Source organism: Lysobacter sp. M15 (assembly GCF_022662515.1).
GTDB lineage: Bacteria > Pseudomonadota > Gammaproteobacteria > Xanthomonadales > Xanthomonadaceae > JAKPBU01.
The window spans coordinates 1-24,258 of sequence record NZ_JAKPBV010000004.1 but is presented as its reverse complement, the minus strand read 5'-3'; the positions used below and the strand labels follow the sequence as shown (position 1 = coordinate 24,258).

At 66.4% G+C, this 24,258-nt stretch carries 24 protein-coding genes; 13 read left to right on the top strand and 11 right to left on the bottom strand.

What is annotated here, in order from left to right:
* Positions 1 to 6: 6 nt before the first annotated feature.
* From MC380_RS03475 to MC380_RS03465, 3 genes are read right to left on the bottom strand one after another with little or no spacing between them, the layout of a single operon-like run.
* The gene (locus MC380_RS03475; RefSeq protein ID WP_242163079.1) at positions 7 to 384 is read right to left on the bottom strand and encodes a hypothetical protein; all 378 of its coding nucleotides are present in this window, start codon (positions 382 to 384) and stop codon (positions 7 to 9) included.
* Positions 385 to 393: 9 nt separating this feature from the next.
* A complete protein-coding gene (locus MC380_RS03470; protein WP_242163077.1) occupies positions 394 to 876 on the bottom strand; it encodes a glutathione peroxidase in 483 nt (160 codons plus the stop codon).
* 1 nt (position 877) lies between these two features.
* Positions 878 to 2,908: an amidohydrolase family protein gene (locus MC380_RS03465; protein ID WP_242163075.1), complete on the bottom strand. Its 2,031-nt coding sequence runs from the start codon at positions 2,906 to 2,908 to the stop codon at positions 878 to 880.
* 363 nt (positions 2,909 to 3,271) lie between these two features.
* On the opposite strand from MC380_RS03465, the gene MC380_RS03460 reads away from it, so the two are divergent.
* Complete coding sequence (locus MC380_RS03460; RefSeq protein ID WP_242163070.1) at positions 3,272 to 5,518, top strand: M3 family metallopeptidase; 2,247 nt, start codon at positions 3,272 to 3,274, stop codon at positions 5,516 to 5,518.
* 130 nt (positions 5,519 to 5,648) lie between these two features.
* Here the strand turns inward: MC380_RS03460 and MC380_RS03455 are convergent, their stop codons facing one another.
* Positions 5,649 to 6,938: a glycerophosphodiester phosphodiesterase family protein gene (locus MC380_RS03455; protein WP_242163066.1), complete on the bottom strand. Its 1,290-nt coding sequence runs from the start codon at positions 6,936 to 6,938 to the stop codon at positions 5,649 to 5,651.
* Between the two features lie 133 nt (positions 6,939 to 7,071).
* On the opposite strand from MC380_RS03455, the gene MC380_RS03450 reads away from it, so the two are divergent.
* Positions 7,072 to 7,968, top strand: a complete 897-nt coding sequence (locus tag MC380_RS03450) for an NAD-dependent protein deacetylase (protein ID WP_242163062.1) — start codon at positions 7,072 to 7,074, stop codon at positions 7,966 to 7,968.
* On the opposite strand, the gene MC380_RS03445 is transcribed toward MC380_RS03450, so the two are convergent.
* The 7 genes from MC380_RS03445 to MC380_RS03415 all read right to left on the bottom strand — a co-directional run bounded on the left by MC380_RS03445 (position 7,947) and on the right by MC380_RS03415 (position 14,571).
* On the bottom strand, positions 7,947 to 8,585 hold the full coding sequence (locus tag MC380_RS03445; RefSeq protein ID WP_242163059.1) for a hypothetical protein: 639 nt from the start codon (positions 8,583 to 8,585) through the stop codon (positions 7,947 to 7,949). The two genes, MC380_RS03450 and MC380_RS03445, sit on opposite strands and share 22 nt — an antisense overlap.
* A 40-nt stretch (positions 8,586 to 8,625) precedes the next feature.
* Complete coding sequence (locus MC380_RS03440; RefSeq protein ID WP_242104033.1) at positions 8,626 to 10,029, bottom strand: replicative DNA helicase; 1,404 nt, start codon at positions 10,027 to 10,029, stop codon at positions 8,626 to 8,628.
* A gap of 786 nt (positions 10,030 to 10,815) precedes the next feature.
* Entirely contained in the window at positions 10,816 to 11,268 is a 453-nt protein-coding gene (gene rplI, locus MC380_RS03435; RefSeq protein ID WP_242163057.1) for a 50S ribosomal protein L9, read from the bottom strand.
* Positions 11,269 to 11,396: 128 nt separating this feature from the next.
* Complete coding sequence (rpsR, locus tag MC380_RS03430; RefSeq protein ID WP_027080006.1) at positions 11,397 to 11,627, bottom strand: 30S ribosomal protein S18; 231 nt, start codon at positions 11,625 to 11,627, stop codon at positions 11,397 to 11,399.
* 12 nt (positions 11,628 to 11,639) lie between these two features.
* On the bottom strand, positions 11,640 to 12,062 hold the full coding sequence (gene rpsF / locus MC380_RS03425; RefSeq protein ID WP_242104035.1) for a 30S ribosomal protein S6: 423 nt from the start codon (positions 12,060 to 12,062) through the stop codon (positions 11,640 to 11,642).
* 184 nt (positions 12,063 to 12,246) lie between these two features.
* Positions 12,247 to 14,040, bottom strand: a complete 1,794-nt coding sequence (locus tag MC380_RS03420; RefSeq protein WP_242163054.1) for a DUF885 domain-containing protein — start codon at positions 14,038 to 14,040, stop codon at positions 12,247 to 12,249.
* A 192-nt stretch (positions 14,041 to 14,232) separates the two neighbouring features.
* Positions 14,233 to 14,571 carry an iron-sulfur cluster assembly accessory protein gene (locus MC380_RS03415; RefSeq protein ID WP_242104037.1) on the bottom strand — a complete coding sequence of 113 codons (339 nt, stop codon included), beginning with the start codon at positions 14,569 to 14,571 and terminating at the stop codon, positions 14,233 to 14,235.
* A 96-nt stretch (positions 14,572 to 14,667) separates the two neighbouring features.
* On the opposite strand from MC380_RS03415, the gene asnS reads away from it, so the two are divergent.
* The 11 genes from asnS (at position 14,668) to MC380_RS03360 (ending at position 24,201) form a co-directional block, all read left to right on the top strand.
* Entirely contained in the window at positions 14,668 to 16,068 is a 1,401-nt protein-coding gene (asnS, locus tag MC380_RS03410; protein WP_242104038.1) for an asparagine--tRNA ligase, read from the top strand.
* A complete protein-coding gene (locus tag MC380_RS03405) occupies positions 16,069 to 16,374 on the top strand; it encodes a hypothetical protein (protein ID WP_242104039.1) in 306 nt (101 codons plus the stop codon).
* Positions 16,371 to 16,676 carry a hypothetical protein gene (locus tag MC380_RS03400; RefSeq protein ID WP_242163052.1) on the top strand — a complete coding sequence of 102 codons (306 nt, stop codon included), beginning with the start codon at positions 16,371 to 16,373 and terminating at the stop codon, positions 16,674 to 16,676. Before MC380_RS03405 ends, MC380_RS03400 begins: the two co-directional genes overlap by 4 nt.
* A gap of 70 nt (positions 16,677 to 16,746) precedes the next feature.
* Positions 16,747 to 17,532 carry an SDR family oxidoreductase gene (locus MC380_RS03395; RefSeq protein ID WP_242104041.1) on the top strand — a complete coding sequence of 262 codons (786 nt, stop codon included), beginning with the start codon at positions 16,747 to 16,749 and terminating at the stop codon, positions 17,530 to 17,532.
* Position 17,533: 1 nt separating this feature from the next.
* Positions 17,534 to 18,346, top strand: a complete 813-nt coding sequence (nei, locus tag MC380_RS03390; protein ID WP_242104042.1) for an endonuclease VIII — start codon at positions 17,534 to 17,536, stop codon at positions 18,344 to 18,346.
* 45 nt (positions 18,347 to 18,391) lie between these two features.
* Positions 18,392 to 19,816, top strand: a complete 1,425-nt coding sequence (locus MC380_RS03385; RefSeq protein ID WP_242163050.1) for an aldehyde dehydrogenase — start codon at positions 18,392 to 18,394, stop codon at positions 19,814 to 19,816.
* Between the two features lie 120 nt (positions 19,817 to 19,936).
* A complete protein-coding gene (gene can, locus MC380_RS03380; protein WP_242104044.1) occupies positions 19,937 to 20,599 on the top strand; it encodes a carbonate dehydratase in 663 nt (220 codons plus the stop codon).
* A gap of 1 nt (position 20,600) precedes the next feature.
* Positions 20,601 to 21,032: a RidA family protein gene (locus tag MC380_RS03375; protein WP_242104045.1), complete on the top strand. Its 432-nt coding sequence runs from the start codon at positions 20,601 to 20,603 to the stop codon at positions 21,030 to 21,032.
* Positions 21,033 to 21,104: 72 nt separating this feature from the next.
* Positions 21,105 to 21,650, top strand: a complete 546-nt coding sequence (locus MC380_RS03370) for a 3-hydroxyanthranilate 3,4-dioxygenase (RefSeq protein ID WP_242104046.1) — start codon at positions 21,105 to 21,107, stop codon at positions 21,648 to 21,650.
* Positions 21,651 to 21,809: 159 nt separating this feature from the next.
* Positions 21,810 to 23,165 (top strand): amidohydrolase family protein, encoded by a 1,356-nt coding sequence (locus MC380_RS03365; protein WP_242104047.1) that lies wholly within the window; start codon positions 21,810 to 21,812, stop codon positions 23,163 to 23,165.
* A 10-nt stretch (positions 23,166 to 23,175) separates the two neighbouring features.
* Complete coding sequence (locus MC380_RS03360) at positions 23,176 to 24,201, top strand: amidohydrolase family protein (RefSeq protein ID WP_242163048.1); 1,026 nt, start codon at positions 23,176 to 23,178, stop codon at positions 24,199 to 24,201.
* Positions 24,202 to 24,258 lie beyond the last annotated feature (57 nt).

Sequence of the window (24,258 nt, the reverse complement as noted above, 5' to 3'; positions counted from 1 at the left end):
CCGCCGCTAGCTCTCGCCGTAGCGCAACCAGATCTCGGCCAGCGCCTCGTGCTCGAACACCTTGGCCTCCATTCCTGCCTCGCGGGCGAAGATCTCGCAGTATTCGATCGCCTGCAGTCCGGCCGGCTTGACGTGGGCGATGCGAAGGCGCTGCAGACCCTCGTCCTGCGAGGCGGTCACCAGCTGCAGCCAGTCGGCCTCGCCCAGGGGCTCGCCGCGCAGCTCATCGACCAGCAGCAGCAGCTTCGCGTCGCGCTCCCTGGCCTCGCGCGCGATCTCGCGCCAGTAGCCAATGGTCGCTTCCAGGCTGGAGACGCCGGTGACGTGGGCGTGCAGGACGCCCTCGCGCAACGCGAAAACGATGGCGTACTCCGCAGCGTCCATGTCCACACCTCAACCCAGGGCAGCCTCGATGTCCTTGGCCAGCGATTCGGGGGTATCGGTCGGCGCGTAGCGTTTGACCACCCGTCCATCGCGGCCGACCAGGAACTTGGTGAAGTTCCACTTGATCGCGTCGATGCCGAGGAAGCCGCCCTTCTCGTCCTTCAGCCATTTCCATAGCGGGTGCGCGCCGGCGCCGTTCACCTCGACCTTGGCGAACATGGGGAAATCCACGTCGTAGGTCAGCGAGCAGAAATTCCTGATCTCGGCCTCGTCGCCGGGCTCCTGGTGCCCGAACTGGTCGCACGGGAAACCCATCACCACCAGGCCACGATCCCGATACTGCTGCCAGAGCTTCTCCAGCCCGGCGTACTGGGGGGTGAAGCCGCACTTGGACGCCACGTTGACGATCAGCAGCACCTTGCCGCTGTAGTCGGCCAGCGCAGTGTCGTGGCCGTCGATGTCGGTGGCGCTGAAATCGTAGGCGGTGGTCACCTCACCGGCTCCCTTGCAGCCGCACCGGCTCGGCGAACGGCTTGATGCCGAGCTCAGTATGGATTTCAGACGGGTAGTACACCGTCTCGCCCTTGATCACCGTCGTCACCTTGCGGATGTCGGCGATGTCGCTGGTGGGATCGCCATCGACCAGGATCAGGTCGGCGCGCTTGCCCGGCGCGATGCTGCCCAGCTCTTCCAGCACCTCCGAATATTTCGCTCCGTTCCAGGTAGCGACCTGCAGCGCCTGGGCCGGGGTCAGCCCCGCCTTCACGTACAGCGCCAGCTCGTGCTGCAAGGTGAACCCGGGCACCTCGTCGGTGCCCGCGACCACCGGCACGCCGGCCTTGTAGGCGCGGCCGACGAACTCGACCATCTTGTCGAAGGACTTCTGGTAGCGCACGCCGGTCGCCTCGTCCGGGATGTCCATTTCCGCGGCACGCCGGCTGCGCTGCACGTCCGGCGGGATGTGATCGGGTACGTCGGCGAAGATCGGCGACAGTTCGCCGTTGCGCTGATGCAGGAACTCGAACGTCGCCAGGGTGGGATCGATCACGATCTGCTTCTGCGCAAGCGTCGTGATGAAGTCCTGCACCGGCTTGGAGTCGAGGTCGAGGTCGGCTACTCCCTTCGCCGGCAGGTAGAAACGCTCCAGCGTGCGGGTGTCGGTGTCCGGCTTGACCAGGAAGTTCAGCATCAGCTGGTTGATGTGCTGGACCTCGTCGTAGCCGGCATCGAGCGCATCCTGGGCGCGCAGGAACACCGGGACGTGCCCGCTCACGCGCAGCCCTTTCCCGTGGGCGTAGGCCACCGTGTCCTTGAGGATGTCCTTGGGAAACGAGTTGTAGATCTTGATCTGCGGATACTTGTTGACCGCATACCAGTCCACCGCCTTCTTCGCCTCGTCCAGGTTGCTGACGACGAAGCCGTTACGCGCGGACTGCTTGCTCTCGCCCTCGATGAAGCCGGCCGCCACGATCCGTGGCATCAGCAGGGTGCCGTCGCGCTCCTCGGCCATGACCTGCTGCAGGGTCTTGTTGTCGTTGCCCATGTCGCGCACCGAGGTGACGCCGGAGGCAAGCTGCAGCCCGCCGCTCCAGCGGTCCATGTGCGTGTGCATGTCGAACAGGCCGGGCAGCAGCACCCGGCCGCCGGCATCGATGACGTGGTCGGCAGTGCCCTGCCCGCTCGTGGCGGCAACAGACACGATGCGGCCGTCGCGGATCAGCACGTCCGACGCGGCGCCCAGGGTGGCTTTTTCGCTGTCGAACACGCGCGCGTTGCGGATCAGGGTGCTGCCTTTGATCGGATGCGCCAGGCGCTGTTGCAGGTCGACCAGGGCCTTGCTCTCGGCGGTCTTCTGGGTCGCCTCAAGCACATCGGCATTGGCCTGCCAGCCCTCTTCGATCAGCTGCAGGAATCCGGGAAAGATGAAGGCGAACAGGCGCGGCTTGGCATCCGCGGTCGCCCAGACGAACTGCGGCGTGAAACCCACGCCAGTGATCGCCAGCAGCTGCACCTGGCGCTTGTCGTTGCCGTTGATCACCTCGGCTTCGCCGACCTTGCGCATGGTCAGGGTCCCGCTCGGGATCAGCGCCAGCTTGCCGTCGGCGCGCGCAGCCAGCGCAGCGATCGCGACCGATCCGGACTGCGGCGTGCCGCCGAGCGGCGAGTACTGCGCCCCCGCCGCGATCTCCTGCTCGCCTTCGTCCGAGGTGGATTTCCAGACCGCCTTGCCGCCTTCGAGCCGGAAGGTTTCGTCGATCTTCGCGCCGAACGTGCTCGCGCCGGTGACCTGATAGGTCCGGTAGGTGCCGTCCGGATTGAGAGTGTAGGTTTCCTTCAGCTCCGGACCGCGCCCGTTGTCCTTGAAGATGAAATCGACACGGGTGGTGCCGTCGTCGCCATGGACCACGGTCTGCTGACCGGCCTGCTTGCCGCCGTCGACCAGCGCCACGTACTTGAGGGTTTCCGCCGACCAGGCCGGGGCGCTCAGCGCCAGTGCCAGCAACGCGATGCCACAACGCTTCATCAGGATCTCCAGGACGAAAGGCGGAGCGTTTCCGCGGAGGAAACGCGTGGCGGCTGCTCGCCGCCATCCGCGCATTGTGCTCCCTCCGCGACTGGACCGGAAACCTGCCGCTTTGCGAAAACGGTGCAGCGCAGCAAGCTCGATGCTCGGCGCGTGGCGCCTGTCCGGTTTGCCAGCCTCCTGCACGGTTGACGATCGTCGCCTCCCTTGCAGGGCGGAATCAGATCCCCGATGGAAACGGTTCCGGCCGTGCCCTCCCGGAATTGGCGCACGGACCACGCGCCGCTGACCGTGCCTTTCGTCATGGGCTGGCTACGGGTGGTTCCGGTAGCCTTGCCGGACTTGTCCGTTCAGGATCATCCCATGAAGCATCCGCTCGCCCTGGCATTGGCCATCGCGCTCACCGCCAGCTCGCCGCTTTACGCCCAGGAATCCGACCAGTCCCCCGCGCCCGTGAATACCGCCACCAGCTCCGCACCCGAAAGCACCCTTCAAACGAGCGTGTTCGACAGCGACAGTCCGCTGCCGCTCAACTACCCCCAGTTCGACAAGATCAAGGACAGCGATTTCGCCCCCGCCTTCGACGCCGGCATGGCTGCGCAACTGAAGGAAGTCGAAGCCATCGCCGACAACCCGGACAAGCCGACGTTCGACAACACCATCGTCGCGCTGGAGAAATCCGGGCGCACGCTGGACCGCGCCACCACCGTCTTCTTCAATCTGGTCGGCGCCGACACCAACGACGCGCGCGAGCAGCTGCAGACCGACTACTCGCCCAAGTTCTCCGCCCATCGCGATGCGATCACGCTCAACCCCAAGCTGTTCGCGCGGATCAAGACCCTGTACGACGGTCGCGCCGGGCTGGGCCTGGACGACCAGGGCCTGCGCCTGGTGGAACGCTATTACGAAGACTTCGTGCGCGCCGGCGCCGCGCTGTCGGAAGCGGACAAGACGCGCATCCGCGAGATTAATACCGAGGCCTCCAAGCTCGGCACCCAGTTCAGCCAGAACGTGCTGGCGGAAGTGAACGATTCGGCCGTGGTGGTCGACACCAAGGAAGAGCTCAAGGGCCTGACCGACGAGCAGATCGCGGGTGCGGCGGAAGCTGCCAAGAGCCGCAAGCTCGAAGGCAAGTACGTCATCGCCCTGCTCAACACCACCGGCCAGCCGCCCGAATCCCAGCTGGAGAACCGCGCCCTGCGCGAGAAGCTCCACAAGGCCTCGGTCGCCCGCGGCAGCCGCGGCAACCAGTGGGACAACACCGCGATCGTCTCCAAGGTCACCAAGCTGCGCGCCGAAAAGGCCAAGCTGCTCGGCTACGGCACCTGGGCCGAGTTCGTGCTGGCCGATGAAACCGCCAAATCGCCGGCCAACGTCAACAAGATGCTCGGCCAGCTGGCGCCTGCGGCCGTGGCCAATGCCAAGAAGGAAGCCGCCGACCTGCAGGCGATGATCGACAGCGAGCAGAAGGCCAAGGGCGAGCCGACCTTCCAACTCGAACCGTGGGACTGGGCCTACTACACCGAGAAGGTGCGCCAGGCGAAGTACAACTTCGACGAGTCGCAGCTCAAGCCGTACCTGGAGATGAAGAACGTGCTGGAGAACGGCGTGTTCTACGCGGCCAACCAGCTCTACGGCATCAGCTTCAAGGAACGCACCGACCTGCCCAAGTACCATCCGGACACCTGGACCTACGACGTGTTCGACAAGGACGGCAAGCAGCTGTCGATCTTCATCTTCGATCCCTATGCGCGCGAGTCCAAGCGCGGCGGCGCGTGGATGAACACCTACGTGGGCCAGTCCGAGCTGATCGGCAACAAGCCGGTGGTCGCCAACCACCTCAACATCCCGAAACCGTCGGCCGGCAAGCCGACGCTGCTGACCTGGGACGAGGTCACCACCACGTTCCACGAGTTCGGCCATGCCCTGCACGGCTTCTTCTCGGATGTGAAGTACCCCTACTTCACCATGAACGTGCCGCGCGATTTCGTGGAGTATCCCTCGCAGGTCAACGAGATGTGGGCCGACTGGCCGAGCGTGCTGGCCAACTACGCCAAGCACTACCAGACCGGCGAGGCGATGCCGAAGGAACTGCTGGACAAAGTGCTGGCGGCTTCGAAATTCAACCAGGGCTTCGCCACCACCGAATACCTCGGCGCGGCGCTGCTCGACCAGAACTGGCACCAGGCCACGGTCGACCAGCTGCCGGACGCATCGGGCGTGATGGCGTTCGAAGCGACCGCGCTCAAGAAGGACGGTGTCGACTATCCGCCGGTGCCGCCGCGTTACCGCACGCCTTACTTCAGTCACATCATGGGCGGCTACGCAGCCGGGTACTACGCTTATATCTGGTCGGAAGTGCTGGACGCCAACACGGTGGAATGGATCGAGCAGCACGGCGGCCTGACCCGCGAGAACGGCGACCGCATGCGCCAGTACGTGCTCGGCCCGGGCGGCAGCATCGAGGCGTCGAAGCTGTTCACCAACTTCGCCGGGCACGAGCCGAAGATCGAACCCCTGCTCAAGAAGCGTGGCCTGGATGCGACCACCAGCGACGATGCACCTCCGGTTGAAGCGCCGACCGAGCCTGCCGCCGAAAGTGGGAAGTAAGCGCCGCGCCCTTTGCGAACGAAACCGCCCGGAGCGATCCGGGCGGTTTTTTGTCCCAGTCGGAACGGCTCGGTTTGCCCGTCATCCCGTGAGTCGCTTGTGAGCATCCCTGCACGAATCGGCAATCCAGTCAGGGGCTGCTGATGTCGAGGAAGATCTCGCGGGCCGCCACGCCGATGTCCGGCTGGTCGATGAAGAACCCCTGCACGCCCAGGCCGTAGAGCTGCACGGCTTCGGCCATGACCGACTGCGCAATGCCGCCCGGCGTCTGCGCCAGGTAGCTTTCCTCCGCGCGCAGCGTGTACGGGTGCACCTGCAGGCCCGCCTTCAGCGCCCAGCCCAGCATGGGATGGACCAGCCCGGTGCCGCTGCTGCCGACTTCGGCCTTGCCGTCGCCGTTTGCGTCGACTTTGGGGTCCAGGGACACGCGCGGCAGCAAGCTACCCTTCCATGGCCCGACGCCGCTGGCGTAATTGGCCTTCATCCAGTTCAACGACGCTTCGGTGGCGAGCGCGCCGTACGTCGTCTCGCTGTCCAATCCGCCCTCGGCGACGTTCGCCAGGCCGCCATAGATGGCGTGCATGTCGCCGCCGTGGGCGGCGTGGTAACGCACGTCGTAAGGGCTGGCGTCGTTGAAATCGTCGTAAAGCTGCACCAGCGGGAACGACACGCCGCGCGCGGGCATGATCGAATGCTTCAGTTCGAGCAGGTTGGCGACTTCGAAACTCTGGATGAAGACCCGCCGTGGATCGGTGAAGCCCTCGGCCACCAGCGTCTCCACCAGCTTGGCGCCGAGCGAGACGTGGATCGGCGTACCGTCGAGCCGCCGTCCTTCGGACGCGAAGTAGGTGGGATGCTTGGTCTCCGGATAGACCCCGATCGGACGCCCGGGACGGCTCTCCCGCTTGGCCAGCCGGATCACCTCGGCGAAGGTCGGCACCTGGAACTGGCCGTCGTAACGCACGTTCTGCGGGCGCACCGCCGGAATCCGCTCCTTCGCGCGCAGGGTCTTGAGTTCGGCCAGGGTGAAGTCTTCGGTGAACCAGCCGGTGATGCTCACGCCGTCGACGAGTTTGGTGGTCTTGCGGTCGGCGAACTGCGGGCGGGTCGCGACGTCGGTGGTCCCGGAGATCTCGTTTTCGTGCCGCGCCACCAGCACGCCATCCCGGGTGGCGACCAGATCGGGCTCGATGAAATCGGCGCCCTGGCGGATCGCCAGCCGATAGGATTCGAGCGTGTGCTCCGGGCGGTAGCCGCTGGCTCCGCGGTGGCCGATCACGATCAGGCCCTGGTGATCGCTTCGGTCGGCGGGCGCAGTCTGCGTGTGGGCGTCGGCGCGTGGCTGTGCCGCGCACGCGCCGAATGCGGCCAGACCGAAGCCGGCCAGTGCAATGGCTTGGATGGCATGTCGCAGGGGCATGATGTCGTCCTTCTCTGGAGGGGGATGCCGGTCCCCTGTCAGCCGGCGCGGCCATGCTGGACGTGCAATGTTGCGTCCGCTTTACGCGCAGGCCGGCACGGCGCGCGAGTGCGGATGGCGTTAGCATCGTGGCGTGGATCTACCCCTTGCCCACGCAGATGCCGATCCGGTTGCGGCATTGCGTCGCTGGATCTCGGACCACCAGCGCATCTTCGTGCTGACTGGCGCGGGCTGCAGCACCGCGTCGGGCATTCCGGACTATCGCGACCGCAGTGGCGCGTGGAAGCGCTCGCCGCCGCTCACCTGGCAGGCGTTCACCGGCGATCCGGACGTGTATCGCCGCTACTGGGCGCGAAGCAGCATCGGCTGGCCACGTTTCGTGCAGGCGCAGCCCAATGGCGCTCATGCGGCGCTGGCGCAGCTGGAAGCATCCGGGCGCCTGGCGATCCTGGTCACGCAGAACGTGGACGGCCTGCATCAGCGCGCCGGCAGCAGGCAGGTGATCGATCTGCACGGACGCCTGGACGGCGTGACGTGCCTGGGGTGCAGTGCGCGCCTGCCGCGCAGCGCCGTGCAGACGGCGATCGTGCAGCGCAACGCCGGGTGGCGCGCTGGAATGTCTGATGTCGCGCCCGACGGCGATGCGGATATCGACGAAGCCGCCACCGCCGCTTTCTTGCCGCCGCGATGTGAAGCCTGCAACGGCCTGCTCAAGCCGGATGTGGTATTTTTCGGCGAAAACGTGCCGCGCGAACGCGTCCTGCGCGCCCAGTCGGCCCTGCAGGGCTGCGACGCGATGCTGGTCGCCGGTTCGTCGCTGATGGTCTATTCGGGCTACCGCTTCGCGCTTATGGCTGCACAGGCAGGGTTGCCGCTCGCGATACTCAACCGCGGGCGCACCCGCGGCGACGACCTGGCCACGTTACGGGTGGAGGCCGATGTGGGCGACGTTTTGAGCGCTGCCACCGCTGCGTACGCGAAACCGCACCGTGGAGTCAGTCACCAGCGTCATTTGCATTCGTCGGCATAGATATCGGTGTAGTCCAGCACGACCTTGACCGCCGACCGGCGCATCTCCAGCCCGTTCGGATACCTGGCCAGCGTGTCCCTGGGGCCTCGGAATACATCGCACCAGCGGCCCACGTCTTCCGATTGCGCGACCACCAGCGCATGGATCAGCGCGATGGCGAAGAATTCCGGCGCCTGCCGGCGGGCCTGCCAGAGCAGCGCTTCGGCCCGCCTGGTCTCGAAGTAATCGTCCATCGCCCAGAGGTAGCCGACCGCAAACAGGACCCGGCTCGAGCCCTTTCCCGCCTTGAAGCGGTCGAACGCTCGGCGATCGCTGACCTTGAGCCTGCGCAGCAAACACACATGGTTGTCTTTTCCCTCCGTATCCCAACCCAGCGCGTTGATCACGGCTGCGGCTTCATCGTAGGACGTGCCTGGACTGAGGATGTAATCGGCGAGAGCGTCGTCGAGCACGCGTGCCTGGGCTGCCTTGCGGACTTCCGGCAGATCGAGATAGGCCTGGTGGAAATCGGTCGAGGTGAGCGGCGAGTCCGCCTGCGCGGGCTGCGGACACAACGCCACAACGAGCAGCGCACACGTGAGCATGCCAGCGGGGAAATGACGTGACGATATCCGCATCGAACCGCCTCCCTGCAATGCGTTGCGACCAGCCCGGATGCTACTCGAAACTGCCCACCGAATCGTGCGCCAGGTTGTCGAAGCGGGTGTATTCGCCGAAGAACTTGAGCTTGAGCGAGCCGGTCGGGCCGTTACGCTGCTTGCCGATGATGATTTCGGCCAGGCCTTTGTCCGGCGAGGCGTCCTTGTTGTAGTACTCGTCGCGGTAGATGAACACGATCACGTCGGCGTCCTGCTCGATCGCGCCCGATTCGCGCAGGTCGGCCATCACCGGGCGCTTGTCGGTGCGCGTCTCCAGCGACCGGTTGAGCTGGCTCAGCGCGATGACCGGCACGTTGAGTTCCTTCGCTAGGCCCTTGAGCGAGCGCGAGATCTCGGAGATCTCGGTGGCGCGGTTCTCCTGGTTGCCCGGCACCGCCATCAGCTGCAGGTAATCGATCACGATCAGGCCCAGGTCGTGCTCGCGCTTGAGCCGGCGGGCCTTGGCGCGCAGCACTTCCGGCGACAGCGCCGGCGTGTCGTCGATGAAGATGCGGGTATCGCGGATCAGCCGGATCGCACTGGTCACGCGACTCCAGTCCTCGTCCTCCAGCTGGCCCGTGCGCAGGCGGGTGGCGTTGACCCTGCCGACCGAGGAAATCAGGCGCAGCGCCAGCTGGCTGGCCGACATTTCCATCGAGAACACCGCCACGGCCTTCTTGGTCTTCATGGCCGCGTACTCGGCCATGTTCAGCGCCAGCGTGGTCTTGCCCATCGACGGTCGCGCGGCCAGGATCAGCAGATCGGTGGGCTGCAGGCCGGCGGTCATCTCGTCGAATTCGGTGTAGCCGGTCGGCAGACCGGTGATGCCGCCGCCGTTGGCATAACGCGTCTGCAGCACGTCGAAGGCCTCGGCCATCGCTTTGTTGACCGGCGTGAAGTCGGTGCGGCCACGGGCGCCGGCCTCTGCAATGGCGAAGACCTCCTGCTCGGCCTTGGCCAGCAGTTCGCTGCTCTCGCGGCCCTCGGGCTGGAAGCCGTCGTTGACGATGCCGGTGCCGACCTCGATCAGCTGGCGCAGGATCGCCTTGTCGCGCACGATCTCGGCATAGGCCTTGATGTTGGCGGCCGATGGCGTGGTGCTGGCCAGTTCCACCAGATACGCGCCGCCCGCCACCTGTTCGGCCAGGCCCTGCGATTCGAACCACTCGCCCAGGGTGACCGCGTCGTAGGGCTTGCTCTTTTCGGCCAGCTCGCGGATCGCGCGGTAGATGAGCTGGTGGTCGCGCCGGTAGAAGTCGCCCTCGGTGAGCTGGTCGGCCACCCGGTCGAAGGCTTCGGGGGCCAGCATCAGACCGCCGAGCACGGCCTGCTCGGCTTCGATCGATTGGGGCGGTACCCGAAGCTGTTCGATCTTGCTGTCGGACCGACCGTAGTCGGAACGCAACCCCTGGCGTGCGCTCATCAGTCGTGCGACTCCCTCGAACGGACCGTCGTTGCGGCCGGTTGTTGTTGTTCTTGTCGAGCGTGCTCGTGTGAAGCGGGCATCGTAGGTCGGATGGCTGTGAACTGGCGACGGAACAAGCTGTGGATAAACCGACTCACAGATAGACGGTCGCCGTCTCACCCGGCGCGACTGCCGTGTTTCACGGCTGCCTGTCGGTCAGCACGACAGTCCCAGGCGCTCTTGATCTTCGCCGAGTCGCCAACGAATACGGATACCCGTAGGGCGCCGGCCATGGATGGCCGGCGTTTTCGGACCGAGCCATGGATGGCGAGTCCGAAAATGGTTGCGGCACCGCATATCCCGTGAGCGGGTTTGACGTCACGAGGGAGGCCGTTTTCTTTGGGTACTTTCTTTTGGGCCAGCAAAAGAAAGTACCTCGCCGGCAGGCGAAAGCGGTTGACCTTCGCTCCTGATACTGCCAAGCATACGTGACGTATCGATCGTCCTTCTGGGGCTCGGATTCAAGATCAAGAGCTTTCGCCTCAAGGCGAGTTACTTTCTTTGCTGGTGCAAAGAAAGTAACCAAAGAAAGCACCTACACGTGAAATCAACACCGCTCAGGGAATGTGCGGTGCTGTCGCCATTTTCGGACTCGGCATCCTGCCTCGGTCCGAAAACGGCGGCCATCCATGGCCGCCGCCCTTCGGGTTTTCGGATGAGCTGGCTGCTGGATGGAAGAGCAAAAGCAGAACGGGCGCCTTGCGGCGCCCGTTCCAGTGCGATGCGTTCTGGCTGTGGCCGCGATCAGGCCGCTTCCGGCTCGATCACCACCTTCACCGGCGTTTCGACGTCCGCGTGCAGATGCAGCAGGACTTCGTATTCGCCGATGTGACGGAACGCGCCCTCGCCCAGCACGACTTCGGACTTCTCGACCGGCGTGCCCGCCTTGGTCAGGGCGTCGGCGATCTCGCGCGGGCCGACCGAGCCGTACAGCTTGCCTTCGGTCGAGGCGTTGGCGTAGATGGTCACGCTCGCGCCTTCGAGCCTGGCCTTGCGGCCTTCGGCGCCGGTCAGGGCTTCCTTGGCCTTGGCCTCGTACTCGGCGCGCTTGGCCTCGAACTCGGCGACGTTGGCGGCGGTGGCCGGCACGGCCTTGCCCTGTGGCACCAGGAAGTTGCGGCCGTAGCCCGGCTTGACGTTGACCTTGTCGCCGAGATTGCCGAGGTTCACGACCTTCTGCAGAAGGATCAGTTCCATTTCATTGCTCCGTGCTCTTGAAGAGCATCATTCGTTAGCGGCGCATTCGCGCCGCAACCGTTGCTGTCCGAATGGACGGGAAGTTCGCCACTCGATCCTCTCCGCCAGCGGGGGGAGAGGAAGGAAGGTCAGACGTTGTGGTTGTCGGTATACGGGATCAGAGCCAGGAAGCGCGCACGCTTCACCGCGGTGGCCAGCTGGCGCTGGTAGCGCGACTTGGTGCCGGTGATGCGGCTGGGCACGATCTTGCCGTTCTCGGTGAGGTTCTGGCGCAGGGTGTTGAGATCCTTGTAATCGATCTCCTTGACGCCCTCGGCAGTGAACTTGCAGTACTTGCGGCGGCGGAAAAACTTGGACATGGGAGCGGTTCCTTAGGCGGCTTCGGCGGCGTTGTCGTCGGACGCTTCGACAGGGCTGATGCCCACGCTTTCGTCCTCATCGCGGCGGCGACGTTCGGGCTTGTCGCCCTTCTCGTCCTTGTTCTTCATGATCAGCGACTGCTCGGTCACCGCGTCATCGCGGCGCATGACCAGATGGCGCAGGACCGCATCGTTGAAGCGGAAGCCCTCCACCAGCTCGTTGAGCACCGACTGGTCGGCCTCGACGTTGAACAGCACGTAGTGGGCCTTGACCAGGTTGTTGATCGGATAGGCCAGCTGACGACGGCCCCAGTCCTCGAGCCGGTGAATCTTGCCGTTGCCGTTTTCGATCAGCGACTTGTAGCGCTCGATCATCGCCGGCACCTGCTCGCTCTGGTCCGGATGGACCAGGAACACGATTTCGTAATGACGCATGTTGTTTTCCTTGTGGATGCCGGCATGCCCGGATCTGGCCGGACCGGCAGCTCCCCGGTGCCCGGGCTTGGGCGCGGTGGAGCAAGGGCTCCCCGACGGCGGGCCGCGGGAAGCCAGAAATTATGGCAGGTTCAAGGGGTTAGCGGCAAATCGACGCGAAGCGGGTCTTGACCCGCCGTCCGGCTCAGCCGCCACTGCTGGGTGGTGGATTCGGCGATGGCGGGTCAAGACCCGCCCTACCCGCGATCCAGGCGTCGATATGGCGCTCGAGCACCTCCAGCGGCACCGAGCCGGTTTCCAGGACGGCATCGTTGAAGGCCCGCAGGTCGAACTTGGGACCCAGGGCCTGGCTCGCCCGCTCTCTCAGCTCGGAGATCTTGAGCTGGCCGATCTTGTAGGCCAGAGCCTGGCCCGGCCAGTCGATGTAACGGTCGATCTCGTTGACCACGTCCTGGCGGGTCTTGGGCGAGTTTTCGCTGAAGTACTCGATCGCGCGCTCGCGGGTCCAGCCTTTCGCGTGCATCCCCGTGTCCACCACCAGGCGCACTGCCCGCCACATCTCGTAGGCCAGCTGGCCCATGCGGTCGTAGGGATCGGAGTACAGGCCCATGTCGTAGCCAAGCTGCTCGGCGTACAGGCCCCAGCCCTCGCTGTACGCCACGAAGTAGGCGGTCTTGCGGAACATCGGCGCGTCCGGCAGCTCCAGACCGCGCGCGAACTGGAAGTGGTGACCTGGGACCGCCTCATGCAGCGACAGGGCCATCATTTCCCAGGTCGGACGCACCTCGGGCTTGTACAGGTTGACGTAGTAGTAGCCTGCCCGGGTGCCGTCGCTGGCGCCGCCCTGGTAATAGGCGGTCGTGGTATCGGGCGCGATGTTGTCCGGAATCGGGCGTACTCCGTATGGCAGGCGCGGGATCGTGCCGAACACTTTCACCAGCTCGGGATCGATGAGCTTGGAGACGGCGCGGTAGCGCTGCAGCAGCGCCTCGGGGGTCTTCTCGAAGAAGCGCGGATCGCTGCGCAGGAAGGTGAAGAATTCGGCCATCGAGCCCTTGAAGCCGGCCTCGTCCTTGACCTTTTCCATCGCGGTGCGGATCCGGGCGACTTCCTTCAGGCCGATCGCGTGGATCTGCTCGGCGGTCAGGTCGGTGGTGGTGTAGTAGCCGGCCTGGAAGTCGTAATACGCCTTGCCATCGGGCAGGTCGGCCGCGGCGATGGAAGCCCGCGCCCGCGGCAGATATTCGTCGTTGAAGAACGCGCCGAACTGGCGATAGGCCGGCACGACTTTTTCCATGATCAGGCGCCCGGCCTCCGCCTGTAGCGTCTGGCGGACGTTCGCGGGAACGCTGTCAGGGAATTTCAGGAACGGCTTGTAGAACGGGCTCTTCGCCGGATCGTCGACCACCTGCGCGGCGATCTGCGCGGGCACCCGCTGCATCAGCACCTTGGGCGGCATGAGCCCTTCGGCCATGCCCTGCCGGCCGAGGGCCTGCACCTGTTCCAGGCGTGCGGGCACCGCATCCAGCCGTTTGAGCCAGTCGCGGTAGTCGCGTTCATCGGCGAACGGCAGCACTTCGACGATGCCATCGAGCGTCTGCGGGCCGCCTTGGTGGCTGATCGGCTGCAGGTGTTCGCGGAACTTCTGCCGCTCGATCGCACGCTGCAGCTGCCACTCGTAGGTGTCGTAGTTGAGCTGGTCGGCAGAGGAGAGCTTGTTGCGGTCGAAGCCGTGCAGCTGCTCCAGCGCCGCACGGTCGGCGGCTTCGCGTGCCTGGATCGCCTCGGGACTCATGTCGGTCCAGCGATCGTTGAAGCGGCGGTCGCCCTCGGCGCTGGCAGCCTCGGGGCTTTCCTGCAGCCCGCGCTCCCATTCCTGGGCGAAAAACGCGTTCAGGCGCTTGCCTTCATCACCCTGCTGGGCGAAGGCGGACAGGGCAACCAGCCATAGCAGGGCCACCAGAGACAGCTTGTTCATGCACTACTCCCCGAAAACAATCCCGGGTGAGTCTAGTGGGTCGCCGTTGCCACAGTCTGTGCCGGAAGTTAGTCCAGCGCGAGCGATTGCTCTGTAGCGGCGGCCTCGGCTGCGATGCTGTTTGCGTCGCCCAAGGGGTCCAAGAGAAGCATCCGCGGCCAGGGCCGCTCCCACGTGACTGGGCCGATGCGCTTACGCCGCTTCGGCGTTGGTCGTGAAGCTCTCCCCGCAGCCGCATTCGGCCTGGACGTTCGGGTTGCGGAACACGAATTGCTCGTTGAGTCCCTGCTTGAGGAAATCGATCTGGGTTCCGTCGACCAGCGCCAGGCTGTCGGCATCGACCAGCACGACGATCCCGTCCTGCTCGAACCGGGTATCGCCTTCGCGCTGCTCGGTGGCTAGGTCCACGACGTAGCCCCATCCGGAGCAGCCGGTGCGTTTCACGCCGAATCGCAACCCGACTGCGCCGGGTGTTTCGGCGAGATAGCCCTGGATGCGTTCCAGGGCGGCGGGAGCGAGGGTGATGGCCATGCGGCGATTCTACCTTGGCTAAACTGTCTGTCTTATGTCGATTCGATCCGCCGGAATTCAAGCCATGACCCCATCGTTCAGCAGGCGGACCACGCCATGACCGCCATCAGCGTCGCCCAGGCACTAGCCGGCCACGTGCCGGAAGGGGGCGAAGTCACGGTCAAGGGCTGGGTGCGCACCCGGCGCGACTCCAAGGCCGGCCTGAGCTTCGTCAACGTCAGCGACGGCTCGTGCTTCGCCCCGATCCAGGTGGTCGCGCCGAGCGCGCTGGCGAACTACGAGGAGGAAGTGAAGAAGCTCACCGCCGGATGCGCGGTGGTGGCTACGGGCACGCTGGTCAGGTCGCAGGGCCAGGGACAGGCGTTCGAGATCCAGGCCGATCGCGTCGAGGTCGTGGGCTGGGTGGACGATCCGGAGACCTATCCGATCCAGCCCAAGGCCCATTCTCTGGAATTCCTGCGTGAGGTCGCGCACCTGCGCCCGCGCACCAATCTGTTCGGCGCGGTGACGCGCATCCGCGACTGCCTGGCCAAGGCCGTGCACCGCTACTTCCACGAACACGGCTATTACTGGATCAACACGCCGATCGTGACCACCTCCGACGCGGAAGGCGCCGGCCAGATGTTCCGGGTCTCGACCCTGGACCTGGCCAACCTGCCGCGCGACGACCGCGGCGAGGTCGATTTCGGCCGCGACTTCTTCGGCCGGGAAACCTTCCTCACCGTGTCCGGCCAGCTCAACGTCGAGGGTTACTGCCTGGCCTTGAGCAAGGTCTACACCTTCGGGCCGACCTTCCGCGCCGAAAACAGCAACACCACCCGCCACCTGGCCGAGTTCTGGATGGTGGAGCCGGAAATCGCCTTCGCCGACCTGGCCGAGGACGCGCGCGTGGCCGAGGATTTCCTCAAATACCTGTTCCGCGCAGTGCTGCACGAGCGCAGCGACGACATGGCCTTCATCGCCGAGCGCGTGCAGAAGGACGCGATCGCTCGCCTGGAGGCCTTCGTCAACGCGCCGTTCGAACGCATCGATTACACCGAGGCGGTGGCGTTGCTGCAGAAGTCGGGGCAGACGTTCGATTTCCCCGTGGAATGGGGCCTGGACCTGCAGACCGAACACGAGCGCTGGCTGACCGAGACCCATGTCGGCCGCCCGGTGGTTGTGACCAACTACCCCGAGCACATCAAGGCGTTCTACATGCGTCTGAACGACGACGGCAAAACCGTCGCCGCGATGGACGTGCTGGCGCCGGGCATTGGCGAGATCATCGGCGGTTCGCAACGCGAGGAACGGCTGGACGTGCTCGACGCGCGCATGGCCCAGTTCGGACTCGATCCGGCGCATTACGGCTGGTACCGCGACTTCCGCCGCTACGGCAGCGTGCCGCACGCCGGCTTCGGCCTGGGTTTCGAACGCCTGGTGGTGTACGTGTGCGGCCTGTCCAACATCCGCGACGCGATTCCGTATCCGCGCGCGCCGGGCCATGCGGAGTTCTGAGTGATCCTGTTCCTCGCCCTGCTGTTCTTCGCCATCGCCATCGCCGGCGCGTGCGCGTTCGTGATCTTCTGGCCGCTGGCGCTGGTACACATCCGCGACCGGCATCCGCAGGTGAAGGCGCGGCTGGGCAACGGCGCCTTCCTCAGGCCGTCGGCGCTGTGGTGGCTGTTGGCGGGCGATTATCGCGAGGTGCGCGACCACGCATTCACCGGCCTGGCCACGCCGGCGCGGATTTCGCTGGCCACGATCCTGCTGGGCGTGCTGGCCGGCGGCGTGCTTTACCTGTGGGGGATGGCGGCGCCATGACCGAAGCCGACACCCAGTGGTGGCTGGCTTCGCTCGGGCGCACGATCGTCTGGGCGCGCCTGCGCGTGCGCGAAGCGGGCACGGCGGAAGTGTTCGACAGCGACGGCAATACCCTGGCCTACGACAGCGAAGACAGCGCGCGCGCGGCCTTGATGGACGCGGAGTTCGTGGCCCTGGACGGACTGGACGAAGCGGACGCGCTCGAGCGCGGGTTCTCGCTGCGGGAAATCGCGCCGCCGCACGCCGACAACGACGACATGCTGCGCGCGCGCATGGTCCAGTCGCTGGGCTCGCGCGCCTGACGCTGGAGACGCGCGGCGCCTGCGGGCCCACCGCCGATACAATGCGGGCACCTGGTCATCGAGCATCCGCATGGATCTGAACCTGCACGGCCGGCATGCCCTGGTGTGCGGCGCCTCGGAAGGCATCGGCCTGGCGGCCGCGCAGGAACTGGCGCTGCTGGGCGCCGATGTCACTGTGCTGGCACGGCGCGAGGACGCACTGCGCGACGTGGTCGCCGCCCTGCCCGGCGCCGACCGCCAGCGGCACGGCCTGATCGCCGCCGATGTCGCGCACACCTTCGAGCTCAGCCAGGCGGTCTCTGCGCTCGCTGCGAATCGACCGGTCCATATCCTGGTCAACAATACCGGCGGCCCGCCCGGCGGACCGGCGCATAGCGCCGAGATCGCGGCCTTCCTGGATGCGTTCAACAAGCACCTCATCGCCAACCACGCATTGGTGCAGGCGGTACTGCCCGGAATGCGCGCCGCGGCCTGGGGCCGGATCGTTAATGTCGTTTCGACCTCGGTACGTGAGCCAATCGCCAACCTCGGCGTGTCCAATACCGTGCGCGGCGCGGTCGCCAGCTGGGCCAAGACGCTCTCGCGCGAACTCGGGCCCGAGGGCATCACGGTCAACAACGTGCTGCCCGGCTACACCGAAACCGGACGCGTCGAACAGATCGTGCGCGAGCGCATGGCCAAGGAAGGCAGGTCCGAAGAGGACGTCCGCAAGGCGATGCGCGCCGGCGTGCCGGCCGGGCGCTTCGCGCAGCCGTCCGAGATCGGCGCGGTGATCGCCTTCCTGTGCGCGCCCGCCGCCGGCTACGTCAACGGCGTCTCGCTGGCCGTCGACGGCGGGCGCATGGCCTCGATCTGAGGTGCCGGAGGGGCCGGAAATCCGGCGCGCCGCCGACCGGCTCGCCGCCGCGGCACTGGGCCGGGAGCTGGTGCGCGTGTGGCTCGCCTTCCCGGCACTGAAGCGATTCGAACGACGTCTGCTCGGGAGCCGGATCGAAGCCATCACCCCGCACGGCAAGGCCCTGCTCACCCGCTTCGACAACGGGCTGACCCTGTACAGCCACAACCAGCTGTACGGCGTATGGCGGATCGAGGCGCCGGGCGATGCCGCGCATGCCAGCCGTTCGCTGCGGGTCGAGTTGGAGACGGCAGATGTCGCACTGCGCCTGTACTCGGCCTCCGATGTGGCAATCCTCCGCGATGACGAAATTCAAACCCATGCCTTTTTGAGCAGGCTGGGACCGGATCTATTGGACCCCGCGCTCGATGCCAGCCACATCGTCGACCGACTCCGCCAACCGCGCTTCCGCAATCGCAGCCTCGGTTCATTGCTGCTCGACCAGGCCTTCCTTGCGGGGATGGGCAACTACCTGCGCAGCGAGGTGCTGTTCCACGCACGCCTGCGGCCGCAACGGCATCCAGGCGAGCTCGATGCAGCGCAGTTGCGCCGACTGGCGAAAGCGCTGCTCGACGTGCCGCGACGCAGCTATCGTAGCCGCGGCATCGAGGCAGCTGCGGGCATGAAAAGCGACTACCTCACCGACACTCCGGACGGCTTCCGCTTTGCGGTGTTCGACCGCGAGGGCCTGCCATGCCCCACCTGCGCCGCGTCGATCCTGCGCCTGGAAACCGGTTCCCGGCGCCTGTACCTGTGCCCTGCCTGTCAGCGATAAAGCCGCGCGCGACGGCCGGGCTGCGCGGGCCGGTAAGCTAGCGCCATGGACCGCCTGCCCCACTGGATCAACGGCGCTGCCACGCAGCCGCACAGCGGCCGCTGGCTGGACGTTGCCGATCCGGCCGTGGGCGCGACGTTCGCGCAGGTCGCCAGCGGCGATGCGGCCGATGTCGATGCGGCGGTGACCGCGGCCGAAGGTGCGTTTCCGGCCTGGTCGTCGCTGCCCAGTACGGAACGCGCGCGTTGGCTGGAGAAGCTCGCCGACGCGCTCGAGGCGCGTACCGAAACCTTCGCCCGCGCCGAGGCGCGCGATGGCGGCAAGCCAGTCAGGCTTGCGCGCGACATCGAAATCCCGCGTGCGGTGGCCAACCTGCGCTTTTTCGCGCATGCGGCGACCCAGTTCGCCAGCGAGTCGCACCACGGCCAGGCCGGGCTCAACTACACCCTGCGCCAGCCCTTGGGCGTCGTCGGCACGATCTCGCCCTGGAACCTCCCGCTGTACCTGTTCACCTGGAAGATCGCGCCCGCGCTCGCGGCCGGTAATACGGTGGTCGCCAAACCGTCCGAAGTCACGCCGCACACCGCCACGATGCTGGGCGAACTCGCGGCGGAGATCGGCTTTCCCCGCGGCGTGCTCAATATCGTTCACGGACCCGGCGCCGACGCCGGCGAGGCGATCGTGGCGCATCCGCGGATCAAGGCGGTGTCCTTCACCGGCAGCACCGTAGTGGGACGGCGCATCGCCGGCATCGCCGGCCCGATGCTTAAGAAGGTGTCGCTGGAACTCGGCGGCAAGAACCCCACCCTGGTGTTCGCCGACAGCGACTGGCGCGCCCAGCTCGACACGATCGTGCGCTCGGCGTTCCAGAATTCCGGGCAGATCTGCCTGTGCGGATCGCGCATCCTGGTCGAGCGCGCGATTTACGGGGAATTCCGCGATGCGCTGGTGAAACGGGCGATCGTGTTGCGCGAAGGCGACCCGCTCGACGAGGCGACCGAACTCGGTCCGCTGGTCTCGCAGGCGCATTTCGACAAGGTGGTGGCCGCGATCGCGCGCGCGCGCGCGGAAGGCGGCACGATCCTGTGCGGCGGCGACGCCCTGCCCCGCCCTGGCTGGTTCGTCGCGCCGACCGTGATCGAGGGCCTCGGCCCGGAGTGCGCGACCAACCGCGAGGAGATCTTCGGCCCGGTGGTCACCCTGCAGCCGTTCGACAGCGATGAGGAAGCGCTGCGCCTGGCGAATGCGGGCGACTACGGACTGTCCGCATCGCTCTGGACACGGGACCTGCAGCGCGCGCACGGGCTCGCCGCACGCCTGCAGGCCGGGATCGTGTGGATCAACAGCTGGCTCATGCGCGACCTGCGCACCCCGTTCGGCGGCATGGGGCAGTCGGGGATGGGACGCGAAGGCGGCATGGAGGCGATGCGCTTCTTCACCGAAGCGAAGAATGTCGGCATCGCGCTGTGATGGGATGTAGTGGGAGCGGCTTTGGCCGCGAATGCCTTTGCGCGCGTCCAAACAGTACTGAAGGAAAAGCAATCGCGGCCAAGGCCGCTTCCACAGGATGAGGTCTGGAATAATGCCCGCATGAGCCGTCTCGACGATCTGCTGCGCAACAACCGTGCCTGGGCCGCCCGCATCCAGGCGGAGGACCCGGGCTTCTTCGAACGGCTCTCGCGCCAGCAGTCGCCGAAGTACCTGTGGATCGGATGCTCGGATTCCCGGGTTCCGGCGAACCAGATCGTGGACATGGCCCCGGGCGAGGTTTTCGTCCATCGCAACATCGCCAATGTCGTGGTGCATACCGACCTCAATTGCCTGTCGGTGATCCAGTACGCGGTCGACGTGCTCAAGGTCGAGCATATCCTGGTCGTCGGGCATTACGGGTGCGCCGGCGTGGCGGCGGCCCTGCACGGCCTGCGCCTGGGATTGGCGGACAACTGGATCCGGCACGTGGCCGACGTGGGCCACAAGCACGAGGCGCTGCTCGCGGGAGTCGAAGGCGAGCACCTGCGCCACGACCGCCTGTGCGAGCTCAACGCCCTGGAGCAAGTAGTGAACGTGTGCCAGACCACGATGGTCCAGGACGCGTGGGCGCGCGGGCAGCCGTTGTCGGTGCACGGATGGGTCTACACCCTGCGCGACGGCCGCGTGCACGACCTGGGGCTGGACATCGACGGTGCGCCGGCGCTCGAAGCCCAGTATGCGGCCGCGCTCGAACGCATCGGCAGCGACCGGGAGGATCGCTGAGATGGGTGAAGCGATCCACGCCGGTGCGGCGCCAAAAGCCGTCGGCATCTATCCGCATGCGCGTCGCGTGGGCGGCCTGCTGTTCCTCTCGGGAATCGGGCCGCGCGACCCGCAGACCAATGCCATCGCCGGCAACGAATACTTCGCCGACGGGCGGGTGCGCAAGTACGACATCGAAGCCCAGGCGCGCGCGGTATTCGCCAACGTCCGCACCGTGCTCGAGGCCGCGGGGGCGCGCTGGGAGGACCTGGTCGACGTGACCGTGTACCTCACCGACATGACCCGCGACTTCAAGGCGTACAACGCGGTCTGGGCCGAGTTCTTCCCGGACGCGGCGACCGCGCCCTGCCGCACCACGCTGGGCATCACCGCGCTGCCGACGCCGATCGCGATCGAGCTCAAGTGTGTGGCGGTCATTCCGGTGGAGACGTAGGCACCACCGCATCCTGGCGAAATCGCTCTGCGCGCCCGGGAACGCCCGCGGACGCCTGCAAGGAGAAAAGACATGCTGCCCAATCCCATCAACTTCCAGCAGTGGATCGAAGACCACCGCCATCTGCTCAAGCCGCCGGTCGGGAACAAATGCATCTACGACGGCGAGTTCATCGTGATGGTGGTCGGCGGACCCAACCAGCGCACCGACTACCACTGGGACGAAGGCGCGGAGTGGTTCTACCAGCTCGAGGGCGAGATGACGCTGCGGATCCAGGAGCCCATGCCTGATGGAAGCAGCAAGCTCCGCGACATCCCGATCCGGGCCGGCGAAACCTTCCTGCTGCCGCCGCGCGTGCCGCACTCGCCCCAGCGCGGTCCCGATTCGATCGGTCTGGTGATCGAGCGCCGCCGCCTGCCCCATGAGGACGACGGACTGCTCTGGTTCTGCGACAACTGCAACGCGCAGGTCTACGCGGAGTACTTCCACCTGCACGACATCGAGAAGGATTTCCCACCGGTGTTCGACCGGTTCTACTCCTCCAGGGAACACCGCACCTGCAAGGCCTGCGGGCACCTCAACCCGGCGCCATCCCGGTATGTGATGCCCGATACCTGATCTTCATCCCGCGACTTGCGCTGAAACCTGCACCCGGGCAACGGCCGTTGCCGGGAGCCGGATAAACTCGCAGGCCTGCACCAACGGGAACGATCGCATGGCGCAGTCCAATGCGGTGCCTGCCAGGCATTGCGAATCGGCAACAACGCGAGATATGGCATGACATCCTCGGTAGTCCGGACTGCGCTGCTGATCCTGCTGGCCGTCGCCTTCCCCGCCTCGGCCCAGGCGCCGAAACCCCCGGAACCTTCGCCCGCGATCGTCATCCACGCCGGGCATGTGCTCGCCAATCCGGGTGAGCCGGCGGTGGGAGCGCATACCGTCGTGGTCCGCGACGGCAGGATCGTCTCGGTCGAAGCCGGATTCAGGCCTGCGGGTACTTACGGCTCCGGAGCCCGCCTGGTGGATCTCTCCGACAAGTACCTGCTGCCGGGTCTCATCGATCTGCACATGCACCTGGCGATCATCATGGATTCGGATGCGGCCACCAACGCCTCCGAGGCGCGACTGGCACTGGCGGCGGCCGGCTATGCGCGACGCCTGCTCGATGCCGGCGTCACCACGGTCCGCGACGTGGGCGACAACAGCGGTGTGACCCTCGCCTTGCGCGATGCGATCGCACGCGGGGACGTGGCCGGGCCGCGCATCGTGGCCGCAGGCCGGATCATCTCGCGCACCGGCGGCCACGGCGCGAAAGCGCCGGTCGCCGGCGATATTCCTTATCGCCCCGCGGGGTGCGACGGCGTGGAATCGTGCCGGCGCGCGGTACGCGAGAACATCGAACGCGGCTCGGACTGGATCAAGGTGACGGTGTCCGGATCGGGCCGCGAAGCAGGAGGCCGCGCCGACGCGGCCCCCATCCTGTTCGAGGACGAAATGCAGGCGGTCGCCGCCGCGGCGCAGCAGGCCGGACGCCCGGTGGCCGCGCATGCGCACAGCACCGCGGCGATCAAGCTGGCTCTGACGCAGGGCGTACGCACCATCGAGCACGGCACCTACTTCGACGACGAGTCGGCCCGGCTGTTTCGCGAACAGGACGCCTACCTCGTGCCGACCGCCTTCATCGCCCGCTTCGTGCGTTCGAAGCTCGACATGTTCGCCGGCGGCAGCGACGGCAAGTCGGGTGAGGAGCTCCGCGCCTGGGCCGATGCGGGGATCGCCGGACCCGGACGTGCATGGCGCGCGGGCATCCCGCTGGGCCTGGGAACCGACGGCGGCCCTAGTTTCGAACCGACCGCGACCGCCGATGAGATCGGCCTGTACGTCGCCAGCGGCGTGCCTGCGGCCGAGGCGATCCGGGCAGCCACCCGCAACGGCGCGGCGGTGCTCGGCATGCAGGATTCGCTCGGTCGCATCCTGCCCGGCTATCTGGCCGATCTGATCGCCGTGGACCGCGATCCGGCGACAGACGTCGCGACCCTGCACGAGGTGGGTTTCGTGATGAAGGACGGCGTGATCCATCGCGCGCCAGGCGCGGCCGATGGCGGAACCGCTCCCACACGCACGGACCAGTAAACTCTGGCCCATGCTCAAGATCGACACCCATGCCCATCACCTGCCGCGGGACTGGCCCGATCTGGCGACGAAATACGGCGATGCGCGATTCCCGGTGATCCACCATGGCGACGACGGTCGCCACCGGATCTACAAGGACGGCAAGTTCTTCCGCGAGATCTGGCCCAAGACCTGGGACCCGAAGATCCGCATCGACGACTACGCCCGCTTCGGCGTGCAGGTTCAGGTGATCAGCACGGTCCCGGTGATGTTCAGTTACTGGGCCAGGCCGCACCATGCGCTGGAGCTTCACCAGTCGCTCAACGAGCACATGGCCGAGACCTGTCGCGCCTACCCCAGGCACTACGCGGGGATCGGCACCGTGCCGCTGCAGTCGCCACGCCTGGCGGTCCAGGAACTCGAACGCTGCATGGACCAGCTCGGCCTGCAAGGCGTACAGATCGGTTCGCATGTCGCTACCGAGGCCTCCGGGCACTGGAACCTGGATGCACCGGAGCTGTTCGAATTCTTCCAGGCGGCGAGCGAGTTGGGTGCGGCGATCCTGGTGCACCCCTGGGACATGATGGGCAGCGACACCATGCCCAAGTACTGGCTGCCGTGGCTGGTGGGCATGCCCGCCGAACAGTCGCGCGCGGCCTGCAGCCTGATCTTCGGCGGCGTGCTGGAGCGCCTGCCCGACCTGCGTGTCTGCCTCGCCCATGGCGGCGGCAGCTTCCCCTACACCATCGGCCGCATCGAACACGGATTCAACATGCGTCCCGATCTGGTGGCCACCGACAACTTCCGCAATCCGCGCGAATACCTGTCCAGGCTGTATTTCGATTCATGGGTCGCCGATCCGCGCGCGCTGCGCTATCTGATCGAGAGCTGCGGCGTATCGCAGGTGATGCTGGGCACCGATTACCCGTTCCCGCTGGGCGAGCAGGAGCCCGGCGCGGGCATCGCAAAGCTTGAGCTGGGCGAGGCGGAGCAGGCCCGGCTGTACCACGGCACGGCGCTGGAATGGCTGGGTTTGCCGAAATCGCGTTTCGTGTAGAGCGGCGGGTGGGGGCCGCGGCCGAGCCCGCCCCGGGCGGCGAAGCCGCGCGGGCAC